This is a genomic window from Pseudoalteromonas sp. GutCa3 (assembly GCF_002836155.1).
GTDB lineage: Bacteria > Pseudomonadota > Gammaproteobacteria > Enterobacterales > Alteromonadaceae > Pseudoalteromonas > Pseudoalteromonas arctica.
In genome coordinates this window covers 186701-206246 of the sequence record NZ_PJBK01000101.1, presented here as the reverse complement: position 1 = coordinate 206246, position 19546 = coordinate 186701, and the positions used below count along the sequence as shown (strand labels likewise).

Below are 19546 nucleotides of genomic sequence, written 5' to 3'. Positions count from 1 at the left end.
CTTTTTTTATCCCTCCCGTAAACTATATTTACTTTACATTAAAGTTTTATTTAGCTGCGTAAAGGCTTATTAAGCTCTTTGTATTACCAGTATTGCATTAGTGTAATTTGCTAAATGGTTTACTTAATTTCCTAGGGGTTGTTTTTGAAAAAGGTTTTAATTAGTGCCATATAACAATTTAAGTAATAATGAGCGAAAAGAAGCGCTCAAAATTTTATACTCGAATGCTATTTCCGGAATTGCAGTCTCTGTACTAGTCAGCGTTGCTTTAGTATTTGCTTTTGATATAACTAATGAGAAAACTAACCACGATAAAGTAGTCTGGTTAGGCATAATGATGTGCGTGCTTACTTTACGTATTATTGATGTAGGGCTTTTTTTGAAAGCTCAAAATTCTCGCCAACCTTACAACACACATTCTTATCTAAATCGCTTTGCTATTGGCTGTATATCAACAGCCGTGTCTTGGTGTGGTTATGCTCTTTGGTTTCATAGCACTTCATCTACGGTGGAAGTTACTACGACCATCGCTATTTTATCGGCGCTTGCCGGTGGCTCTGCAAATTTGCTGTCTGGAAGTCGTTTTACCGCTGTTCTATATAGTTTTACTTTATTGGCGCCCTACTCTTTTTTGCTAGCGCTTTCAAACGATCACTACCAACACGTATTGGGGTTATTAGGTTTAACTTTTGCCACAATCATGATTGCCTCTTCGTACAAATCAGCCACATTTACACACAGTGCAATCAAGCTCAAAAACCAAAACAGAGAGCTGCTTAATGAAGTGGAAAACAAGGTCGAACAACGCACTGAAGAAATTTACCGCTTATCGAATACCGATCCACTCACAAATCTATTAAACCGTACCGCATTTTTAAAAAATGCAAACAAACAACTAGCAGATAACCCTAAAGAACCCTTTGCTTTATTATTCGTAGATTTAGATGGCTTTAAACAAATAAATGATTCATTGGGGCATAAAGTAGGCGACAAAGTATTAAAAGAAATAGCACTGAGAATTAGTAATGTATGTAACCAACAACTTTTTAAATGTCGATGGGGCGGAGATGAGTTTTTAATTTTAGCAACCTATCAAAATCAAGCTGAGCTTATCGAATTTGCTAATAAAGTGCTTCAAAGCATTAGCGCCGAGCATGAAACATATAAATATCAAAAATGGGTATCAGCAACTATTGGAATGGCCATGTACCCTGAGCACGGGAGTGATTTAAATACCTTAATTCGCTCTGCGGATATTGCAATGTATCACCAAAAACGCATGGCTAAAGGTAATATCAATATTTATAACGATTCACTCAAATTAAAACAAGAAAGAGAGTACCTGTTGAGTCAACGCCTAGCCAGTGCCATAGAAGAAAACAGTTTAAGACTAGTATTTCAGCCAATTGTAGATAGCAAAACATCAAAAGTAACCTCTTTCGAATCATTATTACGCTGGCAACTAGACGGTGAAAATATTTTCCCTGATGAGTTTATAACTATTGCCGAGCAATACGGTTTAATAACCCAAATGGGCCTCTGGGTCATAGAACAAGCATGTATACAAGCAAATAAATTCAACCATTTACCGACAAAAATTGCAGTAAGCGTGAACGTATCGGTTATTCAGCTACAAGATCCTGATTTTGTATCTAAGGTATTAAAAATAGTAAATCGCCACCGGGTAGAACCTAAAAACCTACACATAGAAATTACTGAGTCAGTATTTGCCGAGGATAAACTCACATTTTTGACAGCCGTTAAGGCACTACAAAAACAAGGCTTTTGTATTTCAATTGATGATTTTGGTACAGGCTACTCATCACTATCAAGCATGCTTGATATTGGTGTAGATATAGTAAAAATAGACAGAAGCTTTATTCAAAATATGGATAAAAGAGGGTTAAGTATTATTCATGCAATTGTACAAATGGCCTCTACTTTAGATTTTACTGTTGTTGCCGAAGGCGTTGAAACTATTGAGCAAGCAAACACACTCACTAAAATTGGTGTATCTCACCTACAAGGTTATTACTTTTCAAAACCGATGGAAGTAGATTTTGTAGATGCTTATTTAAATGAGCAAAATAAGCAATGTAGTTAACAACCAAGCACTTCTAAAAGCGCTTAGCTACCATATGAGTTATGTGCTACCTTTCTTGTTGGGCCTGTTTATTTTTTGAGGTTGAATTTGCAGCAGACTGTTTGGTATTTAAGCAAGGCAGAGCCTATGTAGTGTGGTTGTTAATCATACATAGTTGATAACGTAGTATTAATACCAAAATGCGCTGCCCAAAGGGTTCTGCCTAAGGAGATTGACTCTTTGTTACTAGATTACAAACCTCGCGCCACGATTAAATCGTCCTTAGATTGAACAAATTTCAATCTTTAAAAGTCAACAAGCCCTTCCTAAAACATAATCTTACAATTGCTTACACCCAGTACATAATAATTAGCGTAGGCTAAATATAATCCAACTTACATATGTATATTACGTTTAAACGAAAAAGCCCCAGCGCTGGATAGTACGTAAAATTATGCGCTGACGCTGCTTAAATAATAAAAATGTAACGATACAACTAAATATAAAAAAGGGATTTGCATGATAAAACCACTTTGCTATTCACTCATCACTTTACTTACCCCCATTAGCGCTATAGCTCAAACAATGGCAATAAAAACAACGGATGAATTAGTATCAACCGATTCAGAGATTTTATTTGCATATAATAAAGAATCAAAACAATTAGAAGCCATCAATTTACTCACATCACTAAGTAGTGAACTTGCTTTACCAAAAAATGCCATCGGGTTTGATGTGGCTACACTTGCTAACATTACCGATAAACAAGCACTCGTACTAACAAGTGATGGCGTATACAAAGCCCATGCTGGTAAACCAACACTATTGTTTAATTATGAGTCGGTTCTAAATCAATTAAAAATAGATAAATTTGAAAAAGTAGACTTTGTCTTCGATGCCAACAACGACGGTCTAAGCGATATTTTCATCCCTGGGTTAGCAAGCAGTACTTTATACATTCAAAATAAAGATGGCAGCTTTAAGCCTAACAAATTTAAACAAACACCTATGTATGAAGGCAGCTTTTCAGGAAAAGGGCTTTCTCTAGAAGTTAATATTAACAATAAACCCGTCGTTATTGATTTTAACCACGACGGGTTAAGCGACTTGGTTTTTTCAAATGACTTTGGAGCAGATGTACTACTTGCTAATCCAGAAGGCTTTGAGCAAAAGCTCACCTCAATTGATTTTAACATCGAATTAGGCGAGCTAAGCAATGGCGAAACTCGCAAAATAAAGCAAATTATTGATATTAATAACGACGGATTTCTAGATTTTACAACTAGACAGTTTAAGCCAACGCAAGGTATGGATTCGTTAGATATAAAAATAGCACATACTTTGTACCTAGGAAGTGCTAAAGGCTTTAGTAATACACCCATTACCTTATTTGAAACACAAGGCCCTAGTGAGTTATTGCTCAAAACTGATTTTAATAATGATGGCTTAATTGATTTACAAAAAATGGATTTAGATATTGGCTTAGGTACTATTGCGTCTATGGCATTGGGCGGTGGCAGTACTGATGTAGATGTAGAAATGAACATTTATAAGCAGCAACCCGACGGCTCATTTGCCAATAAATCGAGTATAGAACTTGATTTAGAAATGGAAGTAGGAATGAACGGCGATGATTCCGAGCCAGCCCTATATTTAGGTGATATTAACGGCGACAGCTATATTGACGCAGTATACAAATACAGTAAAAAAACGCTGTATATTTATTACGGAGAGCAAGACTCACTCCTAAATGATAAACGTAAAAAATTAAAACTAACACTGCCTAAAAATAATAAAGATATTCTTCTGGTAGATATAAACCAAGACGGTAAAAAAGATTTTGTATTTAAATTTACCGAAGAAGATGGCACCAGCAAAATAGAAACACGCTTAAATTAAGCCAATAAAAAAGCCCAACAGAGTTAACCGTTGGGCTTTGGACTTAAGACTTTCGAGTAACAGTCAGCTTTACTCTAAGTTATAACACCTAAGCAGTTACATTTAGCAGTGAATCGCCTTCACTTAAACCAAACTTCTCTTGCACTGATGCAAGGATTGATTCTTTATCTTCATCAGACAACTGGCTTGAATACTCAGTTAATAGCTCATCTAAGTAGCTGACTACTTCGTCTGTATCTACTGATTCTAATGAGTTCTGTGGCGGCGGTGGCGGTCTTTGACCTTCCACTCGTCCTGCATCACCAATGCTTTTAGCATCAAACTCAAGTTCGCTCATTAAATCAGCAAGCTCTTTTGTTGGTTCAATACCTTGTTCTTTAAATGCCGCTTGAATACTTTGCGCGTTTTCTTCGGTTAAGTTTTCAGCGTCAAACTCTGCAAGCGTTTCTTTAACAAAATCGCTTTGCTCTGTTGTTAGTTTTGCAGCCTGACTACTTTGTTGCGGCATAAAATTCGCAGAACTACTGTTAATACTATTAATCATTTTAGTATCCTTTCAGCGTTCACGACGAGGTGGTTTATGATCGCTAAGTTCTTGTTCACTAATTTCGCCATTACCATCGGCATCTATAGAATCAAAAATTGTTTGTGCATCGCCGTGTGGCGGTTTTTTAGCACTAAACTCTTCAAAGCTAATTACGCCATCACCATCAGTATCAATAGTTGAAAAGTCAGGTTTTTCAGGAGGATTGTCACCGCCTCGAGCAGCTACATTAGCTGAAAAAGCAATAGATAATATTGCCACAGTGGCAAGAGTTGAAAAATGCTTCATAGTAATAACCTCGTATTTAAGAATTAAACTAAGCTTACGCTTTAAAAACGCAAACAATGTGCAAATAATGAGGAAGTAATAAATTATTTTAATAAAAAATAGTAATCTAAATGCTTATTTAAAAAGTTCTGGTTGATTGCTTTGCAATCAATATATAAGCTAATAAAATAATACGATTAATTACTCTCAGGCAGTAGTGTTACTGCCCTTAATTCTCAAAGCTGATATACTGCTTGAGCCAATTAAACAAACAAATACAGAGCACTTTCATAAATAATGATTAATAACCAACCCTACTTAGCAGGCAATCTGTGAAAATACCTAAACGCCTACAACCCCTTGTTGATGATGGCCTTATTGACGAAGTTATAAGCCGACTAATGAGCGGTAAAGAAGCCGATGTATTTATTGTCCGCTGTGGTGAGCACATTCGCTGTGCAAAAGTGTATAAAGACGCGGTTAAACGTAGCTTTAAAAAAGCGGCACAATACCAAGAAGGCCGAAAAGTACGTGGTGGACGCCAAGCGCGTGCTATGGGTAAACGTTCTAGCTATGGCCGTCAATTAGAAGAAGAGATTTGGCAAAATGCCGAAGTTGATGCGTTATCTCGTTTAGCTGGCGTGGGTGTACGTGTTCCTGATACTTACTTTTGTATTGATGGCGTGCTGCTTATGGAACTCGTTTCGGACGAGGACGGTAACGTAGCCCCTCAACTTGGACATGTCGTTTTTAGTGAAGAGCAAGCGATTGAGCAGCATAAACTCATGATGCATTACATTAAGCTTATGCTTTGCGCAGGTATAATACACGGCGATTTATCTGAATTTAATGTACTTGTAGATAATAACGGCCCTGTAATTATAGATTTACCGCAAGCAGTTAACGCTTCAGCAAATAACAGTGCACAAGCTATGTTTGCACGCGATGTAAATAACATACGCCGCTATTATGGTGAATTTGCGCCAAGCATACTAAAAACTCAATACGCTAAAGAAATGTGGGCATTATTTGAAGAGGCCAATTTAACGCCTAATTCAACGCTTACAGGTGAATTTGAAGACAGCGATGAACTTGCTGATGTAGATTCTATTCTTGATGAAATTCAAGCTGCCGAATACGAAGAGTTTGACCGTTTAGAGCGAATTAAAAATGCTGACGATGATGAATAGCTCATCGTCATAGCTTACTAATACCTCTTACTGCGGGTGCACAAATCGGTAGCCAACCCCATAAACAGACTGAATAACACTTTCAGTTTGTGTCACTTCATCTAGTTTTTTACGCAACTTTTTAATATGGCTATCAATAGTACGATGGCTCACAATACGCTGATCGGCGTACATAGTGTCCATTAAACTATCGCGCGAATAAATACGATTTGGGTTGTTAAACAAAGGTTTAAATAGCTGAAATTCAAAGTTCGTTAGCTCTATACTGCTTGATTTGTATTTTACGCTGTAGGTGCTCTCGTCGAGCTTCATTGTTGACTCTGTAACATCACTTGCGTTACTTAATCGCCTTAATATAGCTTTAACTCGCGCCACCAGCTCAGCATAACTAAACGGCTTACAAATATAATCATCTGCACCTAACTCAAGTCCAAGCAGCCTATCTATTTCTTCTACTTTTGCCGATACCATAATAATAGGCACATTTGAAAAGCGCCTGATTGCTTTACATAGTTCAATACCACTTTGACCTGGTAGCATTATGTCGAGCAAAATTACGCTCGGCCTGTTAATTTCAAGCCAAGGTAATACTTCATTTCCGTGATGTATTTGATGAGTAACAAAATGATGGCTACTTAAAAAGTCACTCATTAAGTTAGCTAGCTTTACTTCATCTTCCACAATCAGTATTTGTTCGCTCATAGAGTTCTCTGTTATTAGTAATCCAAACTTAGGATAAAAATACCATATCAAACAAAGTTCAAGTTACGTACTTTTTATATGAATCAACTAAAGCTAAATAGTTGGTAGCCTAATAATAATAGCAAGACCGCCTAGAGTGGCTTTTTCAGCAGCTATTTCACCATTATGGCCTTTAACTATATGTTGGCAAATAGATAAGCCCAAGCCCGAACCGCCCTCTTGGCGATTACGCGAACTATCTACTCGATATAAATACTCAAACAAATGCGATAAATGCGACTGCTCTACACCTACGCCATTATCTTCAATTATAAGCTCTAAGTAGGTTTGCCCTTTAATGCTTATATTATTAGCCGTTAATGAAATAGTGGTGCATTGTGCATAGTGCACCGCGTTCATTAAAATATTATCGAGCAGCTGCAAAAGTCGGGTTTTATCTGCTTGTACAGTTATGTGTTTAGCGCTATTGAGTAAGTAAATTTTTATATTGTGCTGCTCAAGTATAACCTGATATTTTTGCTCAATAGTATTTAATAATAAAGCCATATCAGTAGGTTGCATAGTGTAATGCATACCCCCTAACTCTGCGCTATTGAGCATATGCAAATCATCTATTAAGCGTTTTAAATGCAATGCCTCGTCGTTAGCCGAGTTAATATTTTTTGCATTAGGCTCACGTATGCCAAGTAGCATAGCTTCAAGTTCACCGAGTAAAATACTCATTGGCGTTCTAAGCTCGTGAGAAATATTGGCAAGCCAGCGTTTGCGCACTTGCTCGTCTTTAGCGAGTGTAAATGCAAGGATATTAAAATCTTCGCTTAATTGGCCTAATTCGTCTTTTCGCTCAAGCGTAAGCTTAGTCTCGTAATTACCTTGCGTTAAGCGATGCATACCGTTAGCAATTTGCTTTACTGGACTAACTAAGTGACGAGACAATAAAAAGGTAACTAGTAATGTAAGCAATACCGCAGCTAAAGCAATAAACCATAAGTAGTTAGTTTGCTGCTGTAAAAAATCAAGCTCATAACCATCAACCAAGCTATCTCTTTTGGAAACAGCTAAGTAACCCACTGTTTTATCGCCCACTGTAATTGGGGTTGTTATATATTTTAAATCGCTGAGGTATCTACCCACTACTCGCTGCTTATTTTCATCAAGCAAAGCGTAGTGAGCAATATTTTCAGGTGGTAGGCGGCGCTCTCCCCCTAAACGAATATGATCGGGTGGCGGGCGTCGCATCATTCCCCCTCTGGGGCCTGGACCTTCTGGTGGCCTAGGTAAAAACTGGCTATTTTCTAGCTGCGATTCAATAAGTTTTCTAAAATTTTCGCCATTGCCAACAACACGTTCCCATGAGGGGTTTTGTTCGTATTGCTTTGCAAGTTGCACGACAAGTGGTTCAAGCGCTTTTACTTCTTTTGCATTAACAAAATCAATTACGCCTTGCCCTATACTCCATTGTATAAGTACTACTAGCCCTGCAATAACACTAAAGGTAAAACTAAATAGTATTAAAAAAAGTTTATTATGAATTTTCATTAATTCGTGTTTTCAACCTTGCTAGGAAAGCTTTCAAATCGGTATGTTATAAACTCTTTGGTTTGATCGTTAACATACAGCGTAGCAACTATTTTTTTGCCCTGAGCGGTCCAATACATATGACTATGATTATTTAAAGTAACCGATACGGTATTTATACCACTTTTAAATAAGTTAGCAGGTAAATGCAATGCATGTCCGTAAATTCGCTGTATTTTAACCCCATTTATATATAAATGAGCATGACCTTGTAAAAAGCCCGTGTCATCGTTTGTAGTAACGCTCATCATTTGCTGCATGTTCATTGCACCCTCAGGGGGTACAGATAAATCATAGCGCTGCGTATCTAAAATTAAGTTATAACCCGACATACTATCTTTTAATAACTTAAGGCTTAATGCAGGAATTGGCGTATCACTTGGCACTGCTATAGGCATATGGCTATGATCCATCATTTCCTGCTGCGCAAAGAGCTTAAAGCTCAATAGCGCAGCAGTAGTTAGGATCAATGCGTATTTAAAATAACGCATAGTTACTCCTTACATTCCCGGTGGTGGACCCATTGTTTCGCCCGTATCACAGCGACCAATTGAATTATCGGCTAATTGACCTTTAAAACGAGGCCCTATTTGATAAGGGAAAGAAGGCTGTAATTTACCATCGCTGTCTAACGTTAGTGTTATATGGTAGTGATAACCCTTGCCATCGTTAGTATCGTGGCCGTTATGCTCATCTAATTGAGCACCGGTTACTGTTTTTTGTGCGTAGTAGAAATCTTCAAAGTAATACCCATCGTCGGCATTTAATGTATTACCAGAGAGCGTCGTTACTTCTGCGCCAATAGCAGGACCTGCATCACTTGTTTGTGTGCCTTGGCTAACATCGTATTGATCGACTAAAGTACAGCTTCGCTCACCTTCAGTACCACAACCACCTTCACTTTCTGACGCGCCATAATCACGCATTTCCCAGCCGCTTAATGCAAGTTGACCGTTACTTTCATAAGGACCATAAAGCGGATAGCCATCAGCTGCAAACCCATAAATAGGTGAATGCGCATCGCCATCATCTTCGAGTAAATCAGCTAAGCAACTCGTGTAAAAATGGTGATGATATTCTCCGTTAGCAGCATGTCCGCCACACACATCAACATCGTATTGCTCAGCAATGGGCGCTAATGTATACCAAATATTATTACCGTAGCTCATACCATCGCCCCAGTTAAATATACTGGTGCCATTAACCATTAAGCCAACTGTACCTAAACCTGTTTCACAAGTTTCAGTGTCAGATAAATCGGTAGGTGTTATCGGAAAATACGCCTCAACTGTTTGTTCTGTCGGACAACCTGGTCCTGGAGGCCAATAGCCTGCACCGCCTGTGTCATCACAGTTTTCAGTACTGCTGTTATAGCCAATATCTTCACCAAACGAAATGGTTTGCCCTACTGCTGCTGAGGTTACACCGTTATAAAAATCGGTAGCTGCACGCGGGCGGTTATTTAACGCGTCTACTTGGTCTTGTGTAAGCGTTACGTCATATTTAGGAATGTCAGTTGTTTGCACATACATGTATTCAACGTCAGCATCTTCCTCAGTAACAGTAACAACCTCAACTGATTGAACATCTTCAACCACTGCGCCATTGTTTTGTATATAAGTAGAGGTTGTATCGTTGTTAATTAACCAGCTGGTAAGTTTTGCACTATTATCAACTGCACCAGTGTCTGAGCCTGAGTCTGATGAAGCAATAACATTAACTATAACGGTATCTACAACGACATCGTTTGTGCCGTCATCTGCACTGATTTCAAATACAAGTGCTTCATCGGTTAATACCTCAGGTGCAACAAACTCAGTAGACGTTGCAGTACTTGAAGATAAGCTAACGGTAGTGCCTGATGTTTGTGACCAGCTAACAGATACTTCGCCATCATCTTCAACTGTTGAACTTAAATAAACGGTATCGCCCGCATTAACAGTTTGGTCAATACCGGCGTCAACCGTTGGAGCACTATTACTGACCGTTTCGCCGTCTGTTGTAGTACTTGTAGAATCGCTGTTACATGCGCTTAAAGCGATACAAAGCGCGCTTAATGCAAATAACTTAGTTACATTAGAGGCTTTTGTTTTAAGAAGTGTTTTCAATGTTTGAACCTTTACTTTAACGTTTAATAAAACAAAGTTAACAAGTAAAAGTGCAAACAATGTGCACAAACTAAGGAAGATTGTGATCAAAAAAGACAACCCAAGTTGTCTTTTTGCTATTTAACTGGAGTTTGGCTATTTATTATTTTTTAAATGTTTATCAAAAAAGTCTAAAAATGCCTGAAGAGTTTTAACTCTGTGCTCTTGATAAGATAAGTAATGGTCACCATCTTCAAGCTCAATATAAGTAACATCTTTTCCTTCATCATCAAGTTCATCCTGCATTTCTCTACTATGGTAAACAGGTACAACACTGTCATCAGTTCCGTGTACAAGTAATATTGGTCTAGTTATTTTTTTAGCAAAATTCACCGGAGAATTAGCTTCTAGCAAATCATCATCAGTTCCAAACTGCTTTCTAACAATATTTTTGTTTGTAAAGTATCGTGCTTTACTCACTAAATACTCTAAATCACTTACTCCAGCAAAACTAGCCGCACATTTAAACGTTTCTGGGTGCTTAATTACAGCCATTAACGCTGCATAGCCACCATAGCTAGCACCACCTATACAAATGTTATCAGCATGCGCTATTCCTTGATCAATTAACCAGTTTGCACCGTCTTGCAAGTCATCTTGCATAGCTAAACCGAAACCTTGAATTGACTGCATTAAAAAGTCGTACCCATAGCCACTTGAACCACGGAAGTTAGGCTGTAAAACAGCATATCCGTTATAGGCTAATAAAGCAGTCCAGTAATCAAAGTTAGCATAATCTCTTGCCATAGGGCCGCCATGTGGAAATATAATTGTTGGTAACTTATCACCTTCTTTATATTCTACAGGTAGAGTTAAATAGCCTTCTATTTTCAAGCCATCTCTTGCCTTATAGCTAATGCGCTTTTTGCCTCTGTATACCGAGGCATCTATTTTCGGATAAACATCAGCAATTGCACTCACCTGCTTTTTAACTCTATCCCCAAATAGATAACTGCCAGACGTTTTGTCTGAACTGATATAAAGTATATATTTTTGCTGATCTTTACTGGTACTTACAATGTTTAATTTATATTCATCTTTAGGGAGCGATACACGCAAAGAACGATGTAATTTGTCTAAGTCTTTATCCCAATATTTAATACCATCATCTAAATGGGAATCAGTAAAACCAGCAACTTCTCCGGTTTGTTGTGAATAAAAAATAGACCCATCAAAATCATATTTAGTATTACTGTAAATTAGCTCGCGAGCTTTAGTCGTTAAATTGAGTTTAAATAATGCATCGCGCCCTTCATGTAACGCAGTGATGTATAAAAAATTAGAGTCTTTATCAAACCCTAATATAGAAATACTTTGCTCACTAAAAACCTCATAATCAAATAAAGTATCCCACGACTGTCTATTCTCATCAAAATAATCGTAAGTAAATTGCGTATCGTCCATTTTTTTTGCAATACGAACTTTACCTTGCCGGTCGGCAAACCAAGTAACTACATTACTGCGTGGCCTTTGTATTTGAGTCTTACGTAATGTAGTTAAATCCAACTCATAAACAGCTGGGGTATTTGCTATTTTAAAATCCCCCTCAACTAAAATTTTATTTTCTTTTTCAGGTAAAAAACTAACAATTCGGTCTGAATATTGTGGCTGGATTTCATCTCTTACTGTGTTGGCTTTAAAAGCTAATTTAAGACCTTTATCATTTTTAAAGTTATACGCATACATAAGAGTTGATGTATATTTAACTCCGCCAAACTGATACTTTATATAACGAGCACCAAGCAATAATACGTCATCATTTGCCCAGTTATACCAATCAAAAAACACTGTATGGTTATTTGAGTTTATAATTGGTGTAGTAACCCCTGTCTCCAAGTTTTTAACCATTAAGATTAAAGTCCCTTGATGGTTTCTTACAAAAGCGAGGTTCTTACCATTGGGAGATAGCTTAACTTGGCTAAAATCTTTTAAGCCTGCAAAAACTTCTATAGGTAGTTTTTTATCTTGTGTGGCAAAAGAGCCAAAACTTTGCAAAGCAATTAACAAAGTGAAAATGAACTTAAACATTCGTAAATCCTTTTATTATTATATTCCTAAGTAAACTATTATTTCACAACTGTGGCCTTTTAAGCAAAAACTTATCTTTGGTTGTACTAAAGTAATCGCCGCCCATTTTGCCCACTGCATTTAATAATTCAGGGTCAATATAGCCACCACTCATCACTTCATCGTCTATACAAATACCCACTATGTCTAACAACATCATTTGTCCGCCGCCAGGCTCGCTTGAAATAGTAATAACTTCACGTAGCTTACACTCATAGCGTACTTTTGAATCAGCAACACTCGGCACTGCGACCATTTGGCTATCAATTTTAGTTATATTTGCAGCATCAAACTCACTAACATCACTAGGGTAATTAGCACAGCTTTGATTCATTTTTTCAACCTGCTCATGACTCACAATGTTAATCACACATTCTTTAGTCGCTAATAAGTTAATTAATGTATCTTTACTTGGTTTATCGCGTGGATTTACTTGCGTCACACTCAATACTGGTGGGTTACAACTCGCTACTGTAAAAAATGAGTAAGGAGCAATATTAGCCACACCGTCGCTACTTAATGTACTTATCCATGCAATTGGACGAGGGCTGATCCCGCCAACTAAATACGAATAAACATTAAGCTCTTTATTTACAGTTAAATCTAAAAACATACTTTTCCTTTTAATACATTAAAACTAAATCTTAATTCAAGTTAGTTACGTATAGGTTTGGCTGACTCAGTTAAATAACAAGCTAATTTTTATCTCTATTTAAAGCAATAAACAAATTATATGAAAATAAACATCGTGTGGTTTAAACGTGATTTGCGTCTTAGCGATCATCAACCATTAAAAAATGCATTCAGTAATGGCTTACCTACCCTATTACTTTATAACTTTGAGCCATTATTGCTCGAAGATGCACACTACAATGAGCGGCACTGGCGCTTTGTGTATCAATCAATAGTTGAGTTAAATAATCAGCTAGCGCGTTTTAACGCCTGTGTTTATATCTTTAATTTAAATATGAACGATTTACTTGAATCGTTAAAGGCACAGTTTGAAATAGTTAATATTTTTAGCCATCAAGAAATAGGCTTAAACAACACCTTTGAGCGCGATAAAGTAATAAAAGCATGGTGCCAGCATAACCACATTAACTGGCAAGAGTCGCAAACAGGCGCGGTTATTCGCGGCAAAAAAAATCGTAATAATTGGAACGAACGCTGGCAGCAAACAATGCAAGCACCTATTGCTGTTCCTAATTGGAAGAGTATAAAAACAATTACCCTCAATAACTATCAAGCACCTGAGCTGCCAAGCGCTTACACGCAAGATCACGACAGCTTTCAACAAGGTGGCCCGCTGCATGCGCGAACTGTAATGCAGAGCTTTTTTGCCGAGCGCGGTAAAGGTTATCAAAAAGGAATATCGAGCCCAAGCTTAAGCCAAACTCATTGCTCCCGACTTTCGCCGTATTTAGCGTGGGGGAATATTAGCCTTAGGCAAGTGTATCAAATGGCCATTGATGAATATCATTCAAAACACCCTGAAAAAAGAGGCTGGAAGCGCCCGCTTGCTGCGTTTGTATCGCGCTTGCATTGGCACTGCCACTTTATGCAAAAGTTTGAGAGCGAATGTTCTATGGAGTTTTTAGCCCTTAATCCGGGTTATCATGTATTTCCGTATCGTGATGATGAACATGTTAAAAACGATATTGAACGCTGGGCGCAAGGTCAAACAGGTATTCCCATTATTGACGCTTGCATGCGCTGCTTAAAAGCCACCGGCTATATAAACTTTAGAATGCGCGCCATGCTTGTAAGCTTTGTAACGCATCATTTAAATATAAGTTGGCAGCAAGCAAGCTTTCCTCTCGCTAATTACTTTTTAGATTTTGAGCCCGGAATTCACTATCCGCAAATTCAAATGCAAGCCTCGGTAACAGGCATTAACACCATCAGGCACTACAACCCAATTAAACAATCAGAAGATCAAGACCCAACTGGTTCGTTTATTAAAAAGTGGTGCCCCGAGCTTGAAAAACTCCCTATTGAATATTTACATCAGCCTTGGGAGCAAACTCCGATGGAGGCACTCTTTAACGACTTTAAGTTAGGGGAGGATTATCCCGAACCGATGCTTGATTTAACAGCAGCCTCAAAAGAAGCACGCGAACGCTTATGGCAATACCGTGAGCGAGCCGATGTTAAACGCGCCATAGGGAGGATTCTTAAAAAGCACGTTGGGGGTACTCAAAAAGTTACTCGAACAAAAAGTAAAACGGATACTAAAAGTAACAGTAAGGCTGAGTAAGCATGGCGCACAAAAAACTAAACTTACCTCAAAAAATATGCCCTATTTGTAATAAACCTTTTACGTGGCGTAAAAAATGGCAGCGCGACTGGGATAACGTTATTTTCTGTTCAGAGCGCTGCAGGCGTAATAAATAAGAGTAACAATTAACTGGCGTCTATTTTGCAACATCATCAGTAATTAGTGCTTTTAAGGCTTTATATAAGTTTATTTTGTAAATAACGCTTAGCTAACCTGAAAAGCTTACACTCAAGCAAGGAGAAGATGATGACTATTAAAAAAACGGCTAGTTCAACATGGTCTGGCGATATTAAAACAGGCAAAGGTAGCATATCAACTCAAAGTGGCGCGCTTAACAAACAACCTTACGGTTTTAATACCCGCTTTGAAGATGAGGCAGGCTCAAATCCTGAAGAATTAGTAGGTGCAGCGCACAGTGCATGTTTTAGTATGGCGCTTTCGCTTGCATTAGGTGATGCAGGCTTTACCGCAGATAAAATTGATACTAAAGCCACTGTAAGCCTTGATGAAGTAGATGACGGTTTTTCAGTAACGCATATTGCCCTTGAGGTAAAAGCGCGTATTGATGATATTCAAAACGAACAGTTTCAAGCCTTATGTGAGCAAACCAAAAAGAGCTGCCCTATTTCCAAGCTCTTAAATACCGAAATATCACTAGATGCGACACTTCAATCAGCATTTTAAATATTTAGACTTAACTATTTAGACTTAACTGTTTAGACAGTTCCTTACTAAAAAAGCCAAGTAAGTAATTACTTGGCTTGCTTATTATAAAGAAGTATTTTTAGGTTTATTCCTACTCAAAGTACTTACTACAAGCCCTATTCCCATACCAATTGCTGGCCATACTACCCATATATAACTAGGCGAAGTTAGTAAATTTATAACGCTTAGCAAAGTTAAAATAAGTAAATATCCTTTAATTTTTTTGCCTAATGTCACTGTATTGCTCATTTATATTCTCCAAGTAATGTATGTCGCTATTATTGTTTTAATAAGCAACGTACACACCTGCTAAATGTCACTAAGTGATCTGACATTAGTCATCACTTTTCATTTAATTACATAGTTATTTATTATGTATAAAAACATAAAAAACAATACTTTAATCTATTTGTGTTAGAATCTAATCTCAACTAACCTAAACAAATAAACATAAAAGGATGAGCTAAATGAGCGAAAAATCAAAAGATTGTGAAAAAGTTACGTGTAGTAACTGTGCTGACGCTAACGATCTCGAATTTGATTTTTCTATGGCTTTTCAACCGATTATAAACTGTAAAACTAATCTTATTTATGGCTATGAAGCGCTGGTTAGAGGTTTAAATGGCGAGTCTGCTTATTCAATCATTTCAAAAGTGAATGAAGACAACCGCTATGCATTTGATCAGCTTTGCCGCATTAAAGCCATTCAACTAGCCTCAAAGCTGGGCATAACATCAATGCTAAGCATTAACTTTTTACCTAATGCTATTTATAAACCTGAGCGATGTATACGCACCACACTAGAAGCTGCAAAAAAGTATAACTTCCCAATTCAAAATATTATGTTTGAATTTACTGAAGTAGAAAAAATAGAAGACACCGCACACATTAAACGCGTTGTTGATTACTATCAGTCTCTCGGATTTAAAACCGCCACTGATGACTTTGGTGCAGGTTATTCTGGTTTAAATCTGCTGGCTGACTTTCAAACAGATATTATTAAGCTGGATATGGCGCTAATACGCGATATAAGCAACGACAAAAAACGCCAATTAATAGTAACTCATTGCTTAAATATGTTTCGCGATTTAAATATTATCGCACTGGCTGAAGGGATTGAAACAGTAGAAGAATATACATGGCTTAAAAACGCAGGTGTTGAGCTTATGCAAGGGTATTTATTTGCAAAACCTAGTTTTGAAAGCTTGCCAGACGTGAATTTTGAAATAATAGGTGCTGACTAATAACCAACACCTATTTTTAGTTCTATTGCATCTAAATATAAATTACATATTACCCAGCTCTATCATCATCGCTGTGTACATACGCAAATTAAGCTCAAGTTGCTCAATGGTCATAAATTCATGCTCTGAATGACCTGTGTAGCGTTTACCTGGCATTGAAGGACCAAACGATACCGCGTTATCAAACAGCTTGGCGTTAGTGCCACCACCTATTGATACAAAGTCAGCTTTTTCGTCGCCCGTAAAATGCTTAAAAATATCAAGCAGCTTTTGCGCATGCGGCGCGCTATCAAGCAGCATAGGTGTGCCAATAATTGTTTCTATGTTGGCAAGCGTTACATTGTTAGTGGCTTGCCAATTAGCTAGCGCATCATCAATTTGCTTTTGTAATACAGCTTCGTCTTTACCCATAGGGCGACGTGCATTTACAGCAAGTGTTAGCGCATTACCATCGCGCTCAATAACGGTTGGTGCCACTGTCATCGGACCCATAAAGTCGTGCTTATAAGCTATTTCGCCAAACTGTTTACCGTGAATGTCTAAACCAATTAACTGATTCACAAAGTCGATTAGCTCGCCGTCACTGTTATTTTCAAGCTCCACGCCTTTAAATAACTCAGCTAAATAGGCAATGGCATTTATACCCGACTCTGGCTCAGATGAATGCGCCGACATACCTTTAACGCTTATTGCTAAACCATTACTTTTTTCACTAAAGTTAAACTCAACTTTATTTAATGTTTTGGCTTTTGCTTTTAATGTATTAATAAGTGCAGCGTCTGCATTGTGAAGTACTAAGCTGGCGTCTTCTGGAATTTGGCTTCTAAACGCACCGCCAGTTACATCCTTTACATACACACCCGTTTGTGGCGATGTTGCATTAAAGGTAGGCGCAATTAAACTCCAGCCTTTCTCAGCAACCACTACAGGGTATGACGCATCAATCGTTACTGCATATTTTGGTTGTTCATACGTTTTCATAAATTGAGTAAGCGGACCCCAATCAGACTCCTCAGCAAGGTAAATCATAAGCTCAATTCGGTTATTAAGGGTTATGCCTTTATCTTTAATTGCTTTCATGGCGTAAAGCGCTGTTGCTATTGCACCTTTATCGTCTTCCGTACCACGACCAACTAATTTTCCCGGTTCAGATGTATCAATAATAAAAGGACTTTGTTTCCATTTGCTAGCATTAGCAGGTTGCACGTCGCCGTGGGTTACTACCGTTACTTTTTCGCTTTGCTCGCCCATTCCAATTAAAACGGTGTAGCCTAAATCTTGGTAGTCAAAACCAAGCTCTGCGGCTTTCATTTTTAACAGTGCTTTAAAGCCAATAAAATCGGGATTTTGAGGAGCGGTAATGTCGCTTTTATTAACGGTCGGAAAAGCCACTAAGTTAGTTAGTGTGTGTATTTGAGCATTTTGGTAGGTATTTACTGCGTAATCGGCAACGCTATCAATATTTTTATTTAACTGCGCATGAGCACCAAACGCAAATAAAGCAATACTGGCTAAAGCTAACTTTTTCAAAACAATTCCCATTTAATTAATAACTAAGAGCGGTAATTATAACGCTATGAAGCGCTTACTTATAGCTCTTTACGCTAAACACGCAGGTAACTTAAGCTGAATATTTATATAGCAGCTTTTATGAGGATGACTGTATAATGCGCGACTTAAAATTAACAGGGTATTTAATTGTGAACCGTCGTAAAAAAATCGTCACTAAATTTCAAAAGAAAGATAAACGCACTAACGCTAAACTACATAAAAGCAACAAACCTGGTTATGTGTCAAAAGCTGAGCGCGAAAAACTAGCTGAACAAGAAAGTAATGAGCCACAGGCAACCCAAGAGTAACTCTACGTTACCTGTTGCTTTGATAGTTTAAAGTGGCAAAAGTACCGACCACTTACATAACCAACTACTGCCGAGGCAACTATAAGTTCAAACGTAGCTAAGTAATTAACTGTATCTACATATGGCATTGCGAGGTTTATACTTTGCATCCAGTCTTTCATTTTAAATAATGCAGTTGCCCCAATAACCATTGGAAATGTAAAAGCAGCGTAGCTCGGCGTAAAAGGCCTGCGTAATAACTTTATAAATAACACATAAACAATCAGTGTTTTTATTATCGCTAATATAAATAATGCCCCCACTATAAAGAGTGATGGATTAGCTACAATATGAAAATACCCCGCTAATGTTAAACTGGCAGGCGCTGCTAAAATGGCAAGTGTTGGCTGTATTTCGTAGTCACTTTTTAATGCTAATAAAAAGCGATAAAACATAATTGGCAGCATAATACTGTACGTTGATATACCAATCACCAGTGCGCTATAAGCTAACCACGCTAATGTCGGATTTCCCGAAAAAGTAACATCTGCAATAATTATCCCCACTGGCGGCACAAACCAGCTGGGCGCCATATCCTCGAAGTTAAACTTTTTTGCTCGCTGGTATAAAAAACTCACCAAAAATGTGAGATGCAGCACAAAAGCTAAAACCCACATAATGTCGCCAGCTAATGAATTAAATTGCCCAACTGAGTTTGAAATAACAAGATTAGCCATTGCAAATGTAGGGATCACACTTCCTGCAACTGGGTGTGCTAAATCGGCTTTTAATAAATGAGGGTGTAGTAAAAACTTAGCAGCCAAAAGTAAAACTAATACGCCAGCTAGTACCGCTCCCAAAAATTGCCCTTGGGAGTTTAAATTAAAAACGTTTTCCCATGCCCATCCCATACTAGCAATACCCAAAGCTAAACCGGCCATAGCAGTTGGCGCACCCATCACTTTATTTTTAAATTGCTTAAACACTGTATTTCCTAATTATTG

General features: G+C 37.8%; 19 protein-coding genes. 8 read left to right on the top strand and 11 right to left on the bottom strand.

The window, feature by feature from the left end; all coding sequences use genetic code 11:
• The first annotated feature begins 163 nt into the window (after window positions 1–163).
• On the top strand, window positions 164–2104 hold the full coding sequence (locus CXF64_RS18930) for a putative bifunctional diguanylate cyclase/phosphodiesterase (RefSeq protein WP_101217779.1): 1941 nt from the start codon (window positions 164–166) through the stop codon (window positions 2102–2104).
• 498 nt (window positions 2105–2602) lie between these two features.
• Window positions 2603–3982 (top strand): FG-GAP repeat domain-containing protein, encoded by a 1380-nt coding sequence (locus tag CXF64_RS18925; RefSeq protein WP_101217778.1) that lies wholly within the window; start codon window positions 2603–2605, stop codon window positions 3980–3982.
• A gap of 88 nt (window positions 3983–4070) precedes the next feature.
• Here CXF64_RS18925 and CXF64_RS18920 read toward each other — a convergent pair whose 3' ends face one another.
• Both CXF64_RS18920 and CXF64_RS18915 read right to left on the bottom strand, forming a co-directional pair.
• Window positions 4071–4526, bottom strand: a complete 456-nt coding sequence (locus tag CXF64_RS18920; RefSeq protein WP_101217777.1) for a hypothetical protein — start codon at window positions 4524–4526, stop codon at window positions 4071–4073.
• A 12-nt stretch (window positions 4527–4538) separates the two neighbouring features.
• Window positions 4539–4814 (bottom strand): EF-hand domain-containing protein, encoded by a 276-nt coding sequence (locus tag CXF64_RS18915; RefSeq protein ID WP_007581281.1) that lies wholly within the window; start codon window positions 4812–4814, stop codon window positions 4539–4541.
• Window positions 4815–5125: 311 nt separating this feature from the next.
• Between CXF64_RS18915 and CXF64_RS18910 the strand changes: the two genes are divergently transcribed.
• The gene (locus tag CXF64_RS18910) at window positions 5126–5983 is read left to right on the top strand and encodes a PA4780 family RIO1-like protein kinase (protein WP_007376869.1); all 858 of its coding nucleotides are present in this window, start codon (window positions 5126–5128) and stop codon (window positions 5981–5983) included.
• A gap of 27 nt (window positions 5984–6010) precedes the next feature.
• Here CXF64_RS18910 and CXF64_RS18905 read toward each other — a convergent pair whose 3' ends face one another.
• From CXF64_RS18905 to CXF64_RS18880, 6 genes are all read right to left on the bottom strand, one after another.
• Window positions 6011–6685, bottom strand: a complete 675-nt coding sequence (locus CXF64_RS18905; RefSeq protein ID WP_101217776.1) for a response regulator — start codon at window positions 6683–6685, stop codon at window positions 6011–6013.
• A 93-nt stretch (window positions 6686–6778) separates the two neighbouring features.
• Window positions 6779–8224, bottom strand: a complete 1446-nt coding sequence (locus CXF64_RS18900) for an ATP-binding protein (protein WP_024607582.1) — start codon at window positions 8222–8224, stop codon at window positions 6779–6781.
• The gene (locus CXF64_RS18895) at window positions 8224–8754 is read right to left on the bottom strand and encodes a hypothetical protein (RefSeq protein WP_101217775.1); all 531 of its coding nucleotides are present in this window, start codon (window positions 8752–8754) and stop codon (window positions 8224–8226) included. The genes CXF64_RS18900 and CXF64_RS18895 overlap by 1 nt, the downstream gene beginning before the upstream one ends.
• Window positions 8755–8763: 9 nt before the next feature.
• Window positions 8764–10431: a YHYH protein gene (locus CXF64_RS18890; RefSeq protein ID WP_101217774.1), complete on the bottom strand. Its 1668-nt coding sequence runs from the start codon at window positions 10429–10431 to the stop codon at window positions 8764–8766.
• Between the two features lie 75 nt (window positions 10432–10506).
• On the bottom strand, window positions 10507–12438 hold the full coding sequence (locus CXF64_RS18885) for an alpha/beta hydrolase family protein (RefSeq protein ID WP_101217773.1): 1932 nt from the start codon (window positions 12436–12438) through the stop codon (window positions 10507–10509).
• Window positions 12439–12481: 43 nt separating this feature from the next.
• On the bottom strand, window positions 12482–13090 hold the full coding sequence (locus tag CXF64_RS18880) for a flavin reductase family protein (RefSeq protein ID WP_101217772.1): 609 nt from the start codon (window positions 13088–13090) through the stop codon (window positions 12482–12484).
• Window positions 13091–13210: 120 nt separating this feature from the next.
• Between CXF64_RS18880 and CXF64_RS18875 the strand changes: the two genes are divergently transcribed.
• The 3 genes from CXF64_RS18875 to CXF64_RS18865 all read left to right on the top strand — a co-directional run bounded on the left by CXF64_RS18875 (window position 13211) and on the right by CXF64_RS18865 (window position 15439).
• A complete protein-coding gene (locus tag CXF64_RS18875; protein ID WP_101217771.1) occupies window positions 13211–14734 on the top strand; it encodes a cryptochrome/deoxyribodipyrimidine photo-lyase family protein in 1524 nt (507 codons plus the stop codon).
• A 2-nt stretch (window positions 14735–14736) separates the two neighbouring features.
• Window positions 14737–14871 (top strand): DUF2256 domain-containing protein, encoded by a 135-nt coding sequence (locus CXF64_RS18870; protein WP_076916399.1) that lies wholly within the window; start codon window positions 14737–14739, stop codon window positions 14869–14871.
• A 130-nt stretch (window positions 14872–15001) separates the two neighbouring features.
• On the top strand, window positions 15002–15439 hold the full coding sequence (locus CXF64_RS18865) for an OsmC family protein (protein ID WP_024593544.1): 438 nt from the start codon (window positions 15002–15004) through the stop codon (window positions 15437–15439).
• Between the two features lie 84 nt (window positions 15440–15523).
• Here CXF64_RS18865 and CXF64_RS18860 read toward each other — a convergent pair whose 3' ends face one another.
• On the bottom strand, window positions 15524–15709 hold the full coding sequence (locus CXF64_RS18860) for a 2TM domain-containing protein (RefSeq protein ID WP_010555348.1): 186 nt from the start codon (window positions 15707–15709) through the stop codon (window positions 15524–15526).
• 218 nt (window positions 15710–15927) lie between these two features.
• Here CXF64_RS18860 and CXF64_RS18855 point away from each other — a divergent pair, with 218 nt between their 5' ends.
• Window positions 15928–16704: an EAL domain-containing protein gene (locus CXF64_RS18855; RefSeq protein ID WP_101217770.1), complete on the top strand. Its 777-nt coding sequence runs from the start codon at window positions 15928–15930 to the stop codon at window positions 16702–16704.
• A gap of 42 nt (window positions 16705–16746) precedes the next feature.
• Here CXF64_RS18855 and CXF64_RS18850 read toward each other — a convergent pair whose 3' ends face one another.
• Window positions 16747–18234 (bottom strand): dipeptidase, encoded by a 1488-nt coding sequence (locus CXF64_RS18850; RefSeq protein WP_101217808.1) that lies wholly within the window; start codon window positions 18232–18234, stop codon window positions 16747–16749.
• Window positions 18235–18371: 137 nt separating this feature from the next.
• Between CXF64_RS18850 and CXF64_RS18845 the strand changes: the two genes are divergently transcribed.
• Complete coding sequence (locus CXF64_RS18845; protein WP_007581250.1) at window positions 18372–18563, top strand: DUF2986 domain-containing protein; 192 nt, start codon at window positions 18372–18374, stop codon at window positions 18561–18563.
• Window positions 18564–18565: 2 nt separating this feature from the next.
• Here CXF64_RS18845 and CXF64_RS18840 read toward each other — a convergent pair whose 3' ends face one another.
• Complete coding sequence (locus CXF64_RS18840; protein WP_101217769.1) at window positions 18566–19528, bottom strand: TDT family transporter; 963 nt, start codon at window positions 19526–19528, stop codon at window positions 18566–18568.
• Window positions 19529–19546: the final 18 nt, after the last annotated feature.

Bases quoted from the DNA above. Each gene is read 5' to 3' on its own strand.
- CXF64_RS18925 (WP_101217778.1), top strand. From the start codon at position 2,603: ATGATAAAACCACTTTGCTATTCACTCATCACTTTACTTACCCCCATT.
- CXF64_RS18920 (WP_101217777.1), bottom strand. From the start codon at position 4,526: ATGATTAATAGTATTAACAGTAGTTCTGCGAATTTTATGCCGCAACAA.
- CXF64_RS18915 (WP_007581281.1), bottom strand. From the start codon at position 4,814: ATGAAGCATTTTTCAACTCTTGCCACTGTGGCAATATTATCTATTGCT.
- CXF64_RS18905 (WP_101217776.1), bottom strand. From the start codon at position 6,685: ATGAGCGAACAAATACTGATTGTGGAAGATGAAGTAAAGCTAGCTAAC.
- CXF64_RS18900 (WP_024607582.1), bottom strand. From the start codon at position 8,224: ATGAAAATTCATAATAAACTTTTTTTAATACTATTTAGTTTTACCTTT.
- CXF64_RS18895 (WP_101217775.1), bottom strand. From the start codon at position 8,754: ATGCGTTATTTTAAATACGCATTGATCCTAACTACTGCTGCGCTATTG.
- CXF64_RS18885 (WP_101217773.1), bottom strand. From the start codon at position 12,438: ATGTTTAAGTTCATTTTCACTTTGTTAATTGCTTTGCAAAGTTTTGGC.
- CXF64_RS18880 (WP_101217772.1), bottom strand. From the start codon at position 13,090: ATGTTTTTAGATTTAACTGTAAATAAAGAGCTTAATGTTTATTCGTAT.
- CXF64_RS18875 (WP_101217771.1), top strand. From the start codon at position 13,211: ATGAAAATAAACATCGTGTGGTTTAAACGTGATTTGCGTCTTAGCGAT.
- CXF64_RS18870 (WP_076916399.1), top strand. From the start codon at position 14,737: ATGGCGCACAAAAAACTAAACTTACCTCAAAAAATATGCCCTATTTGT.
- CXF64_RS18865 (WP_024593544.1), top strand. From the start codon at position 15,002: ATGACTATTAAAAAAACGGCTAGTTCAACATGGTCTGGCGATATTAAA.
- CXF64_RS18860 (WP_010555348.1), bottom strand. From the start codon at position 15,709: ATGAGCAATACAGTGACATTAGGCAAAAAAATTAAAGGATATTTACTT.
- CXF64_RS18855 (WP_101217770.1), top strand. From the start codon at position 15,928: ATGAGCGAAAAATCAAAAGATTGTGAAAAAGTTACGTGTAGTAACTGT.
- CXF64_RS18845 (WP_007581250.1), top strand. From the start codon at position 18,372: ATGCGCGACTTAAAATTAACAGGGTATTTAATTGTGAACCGTCGTAAA.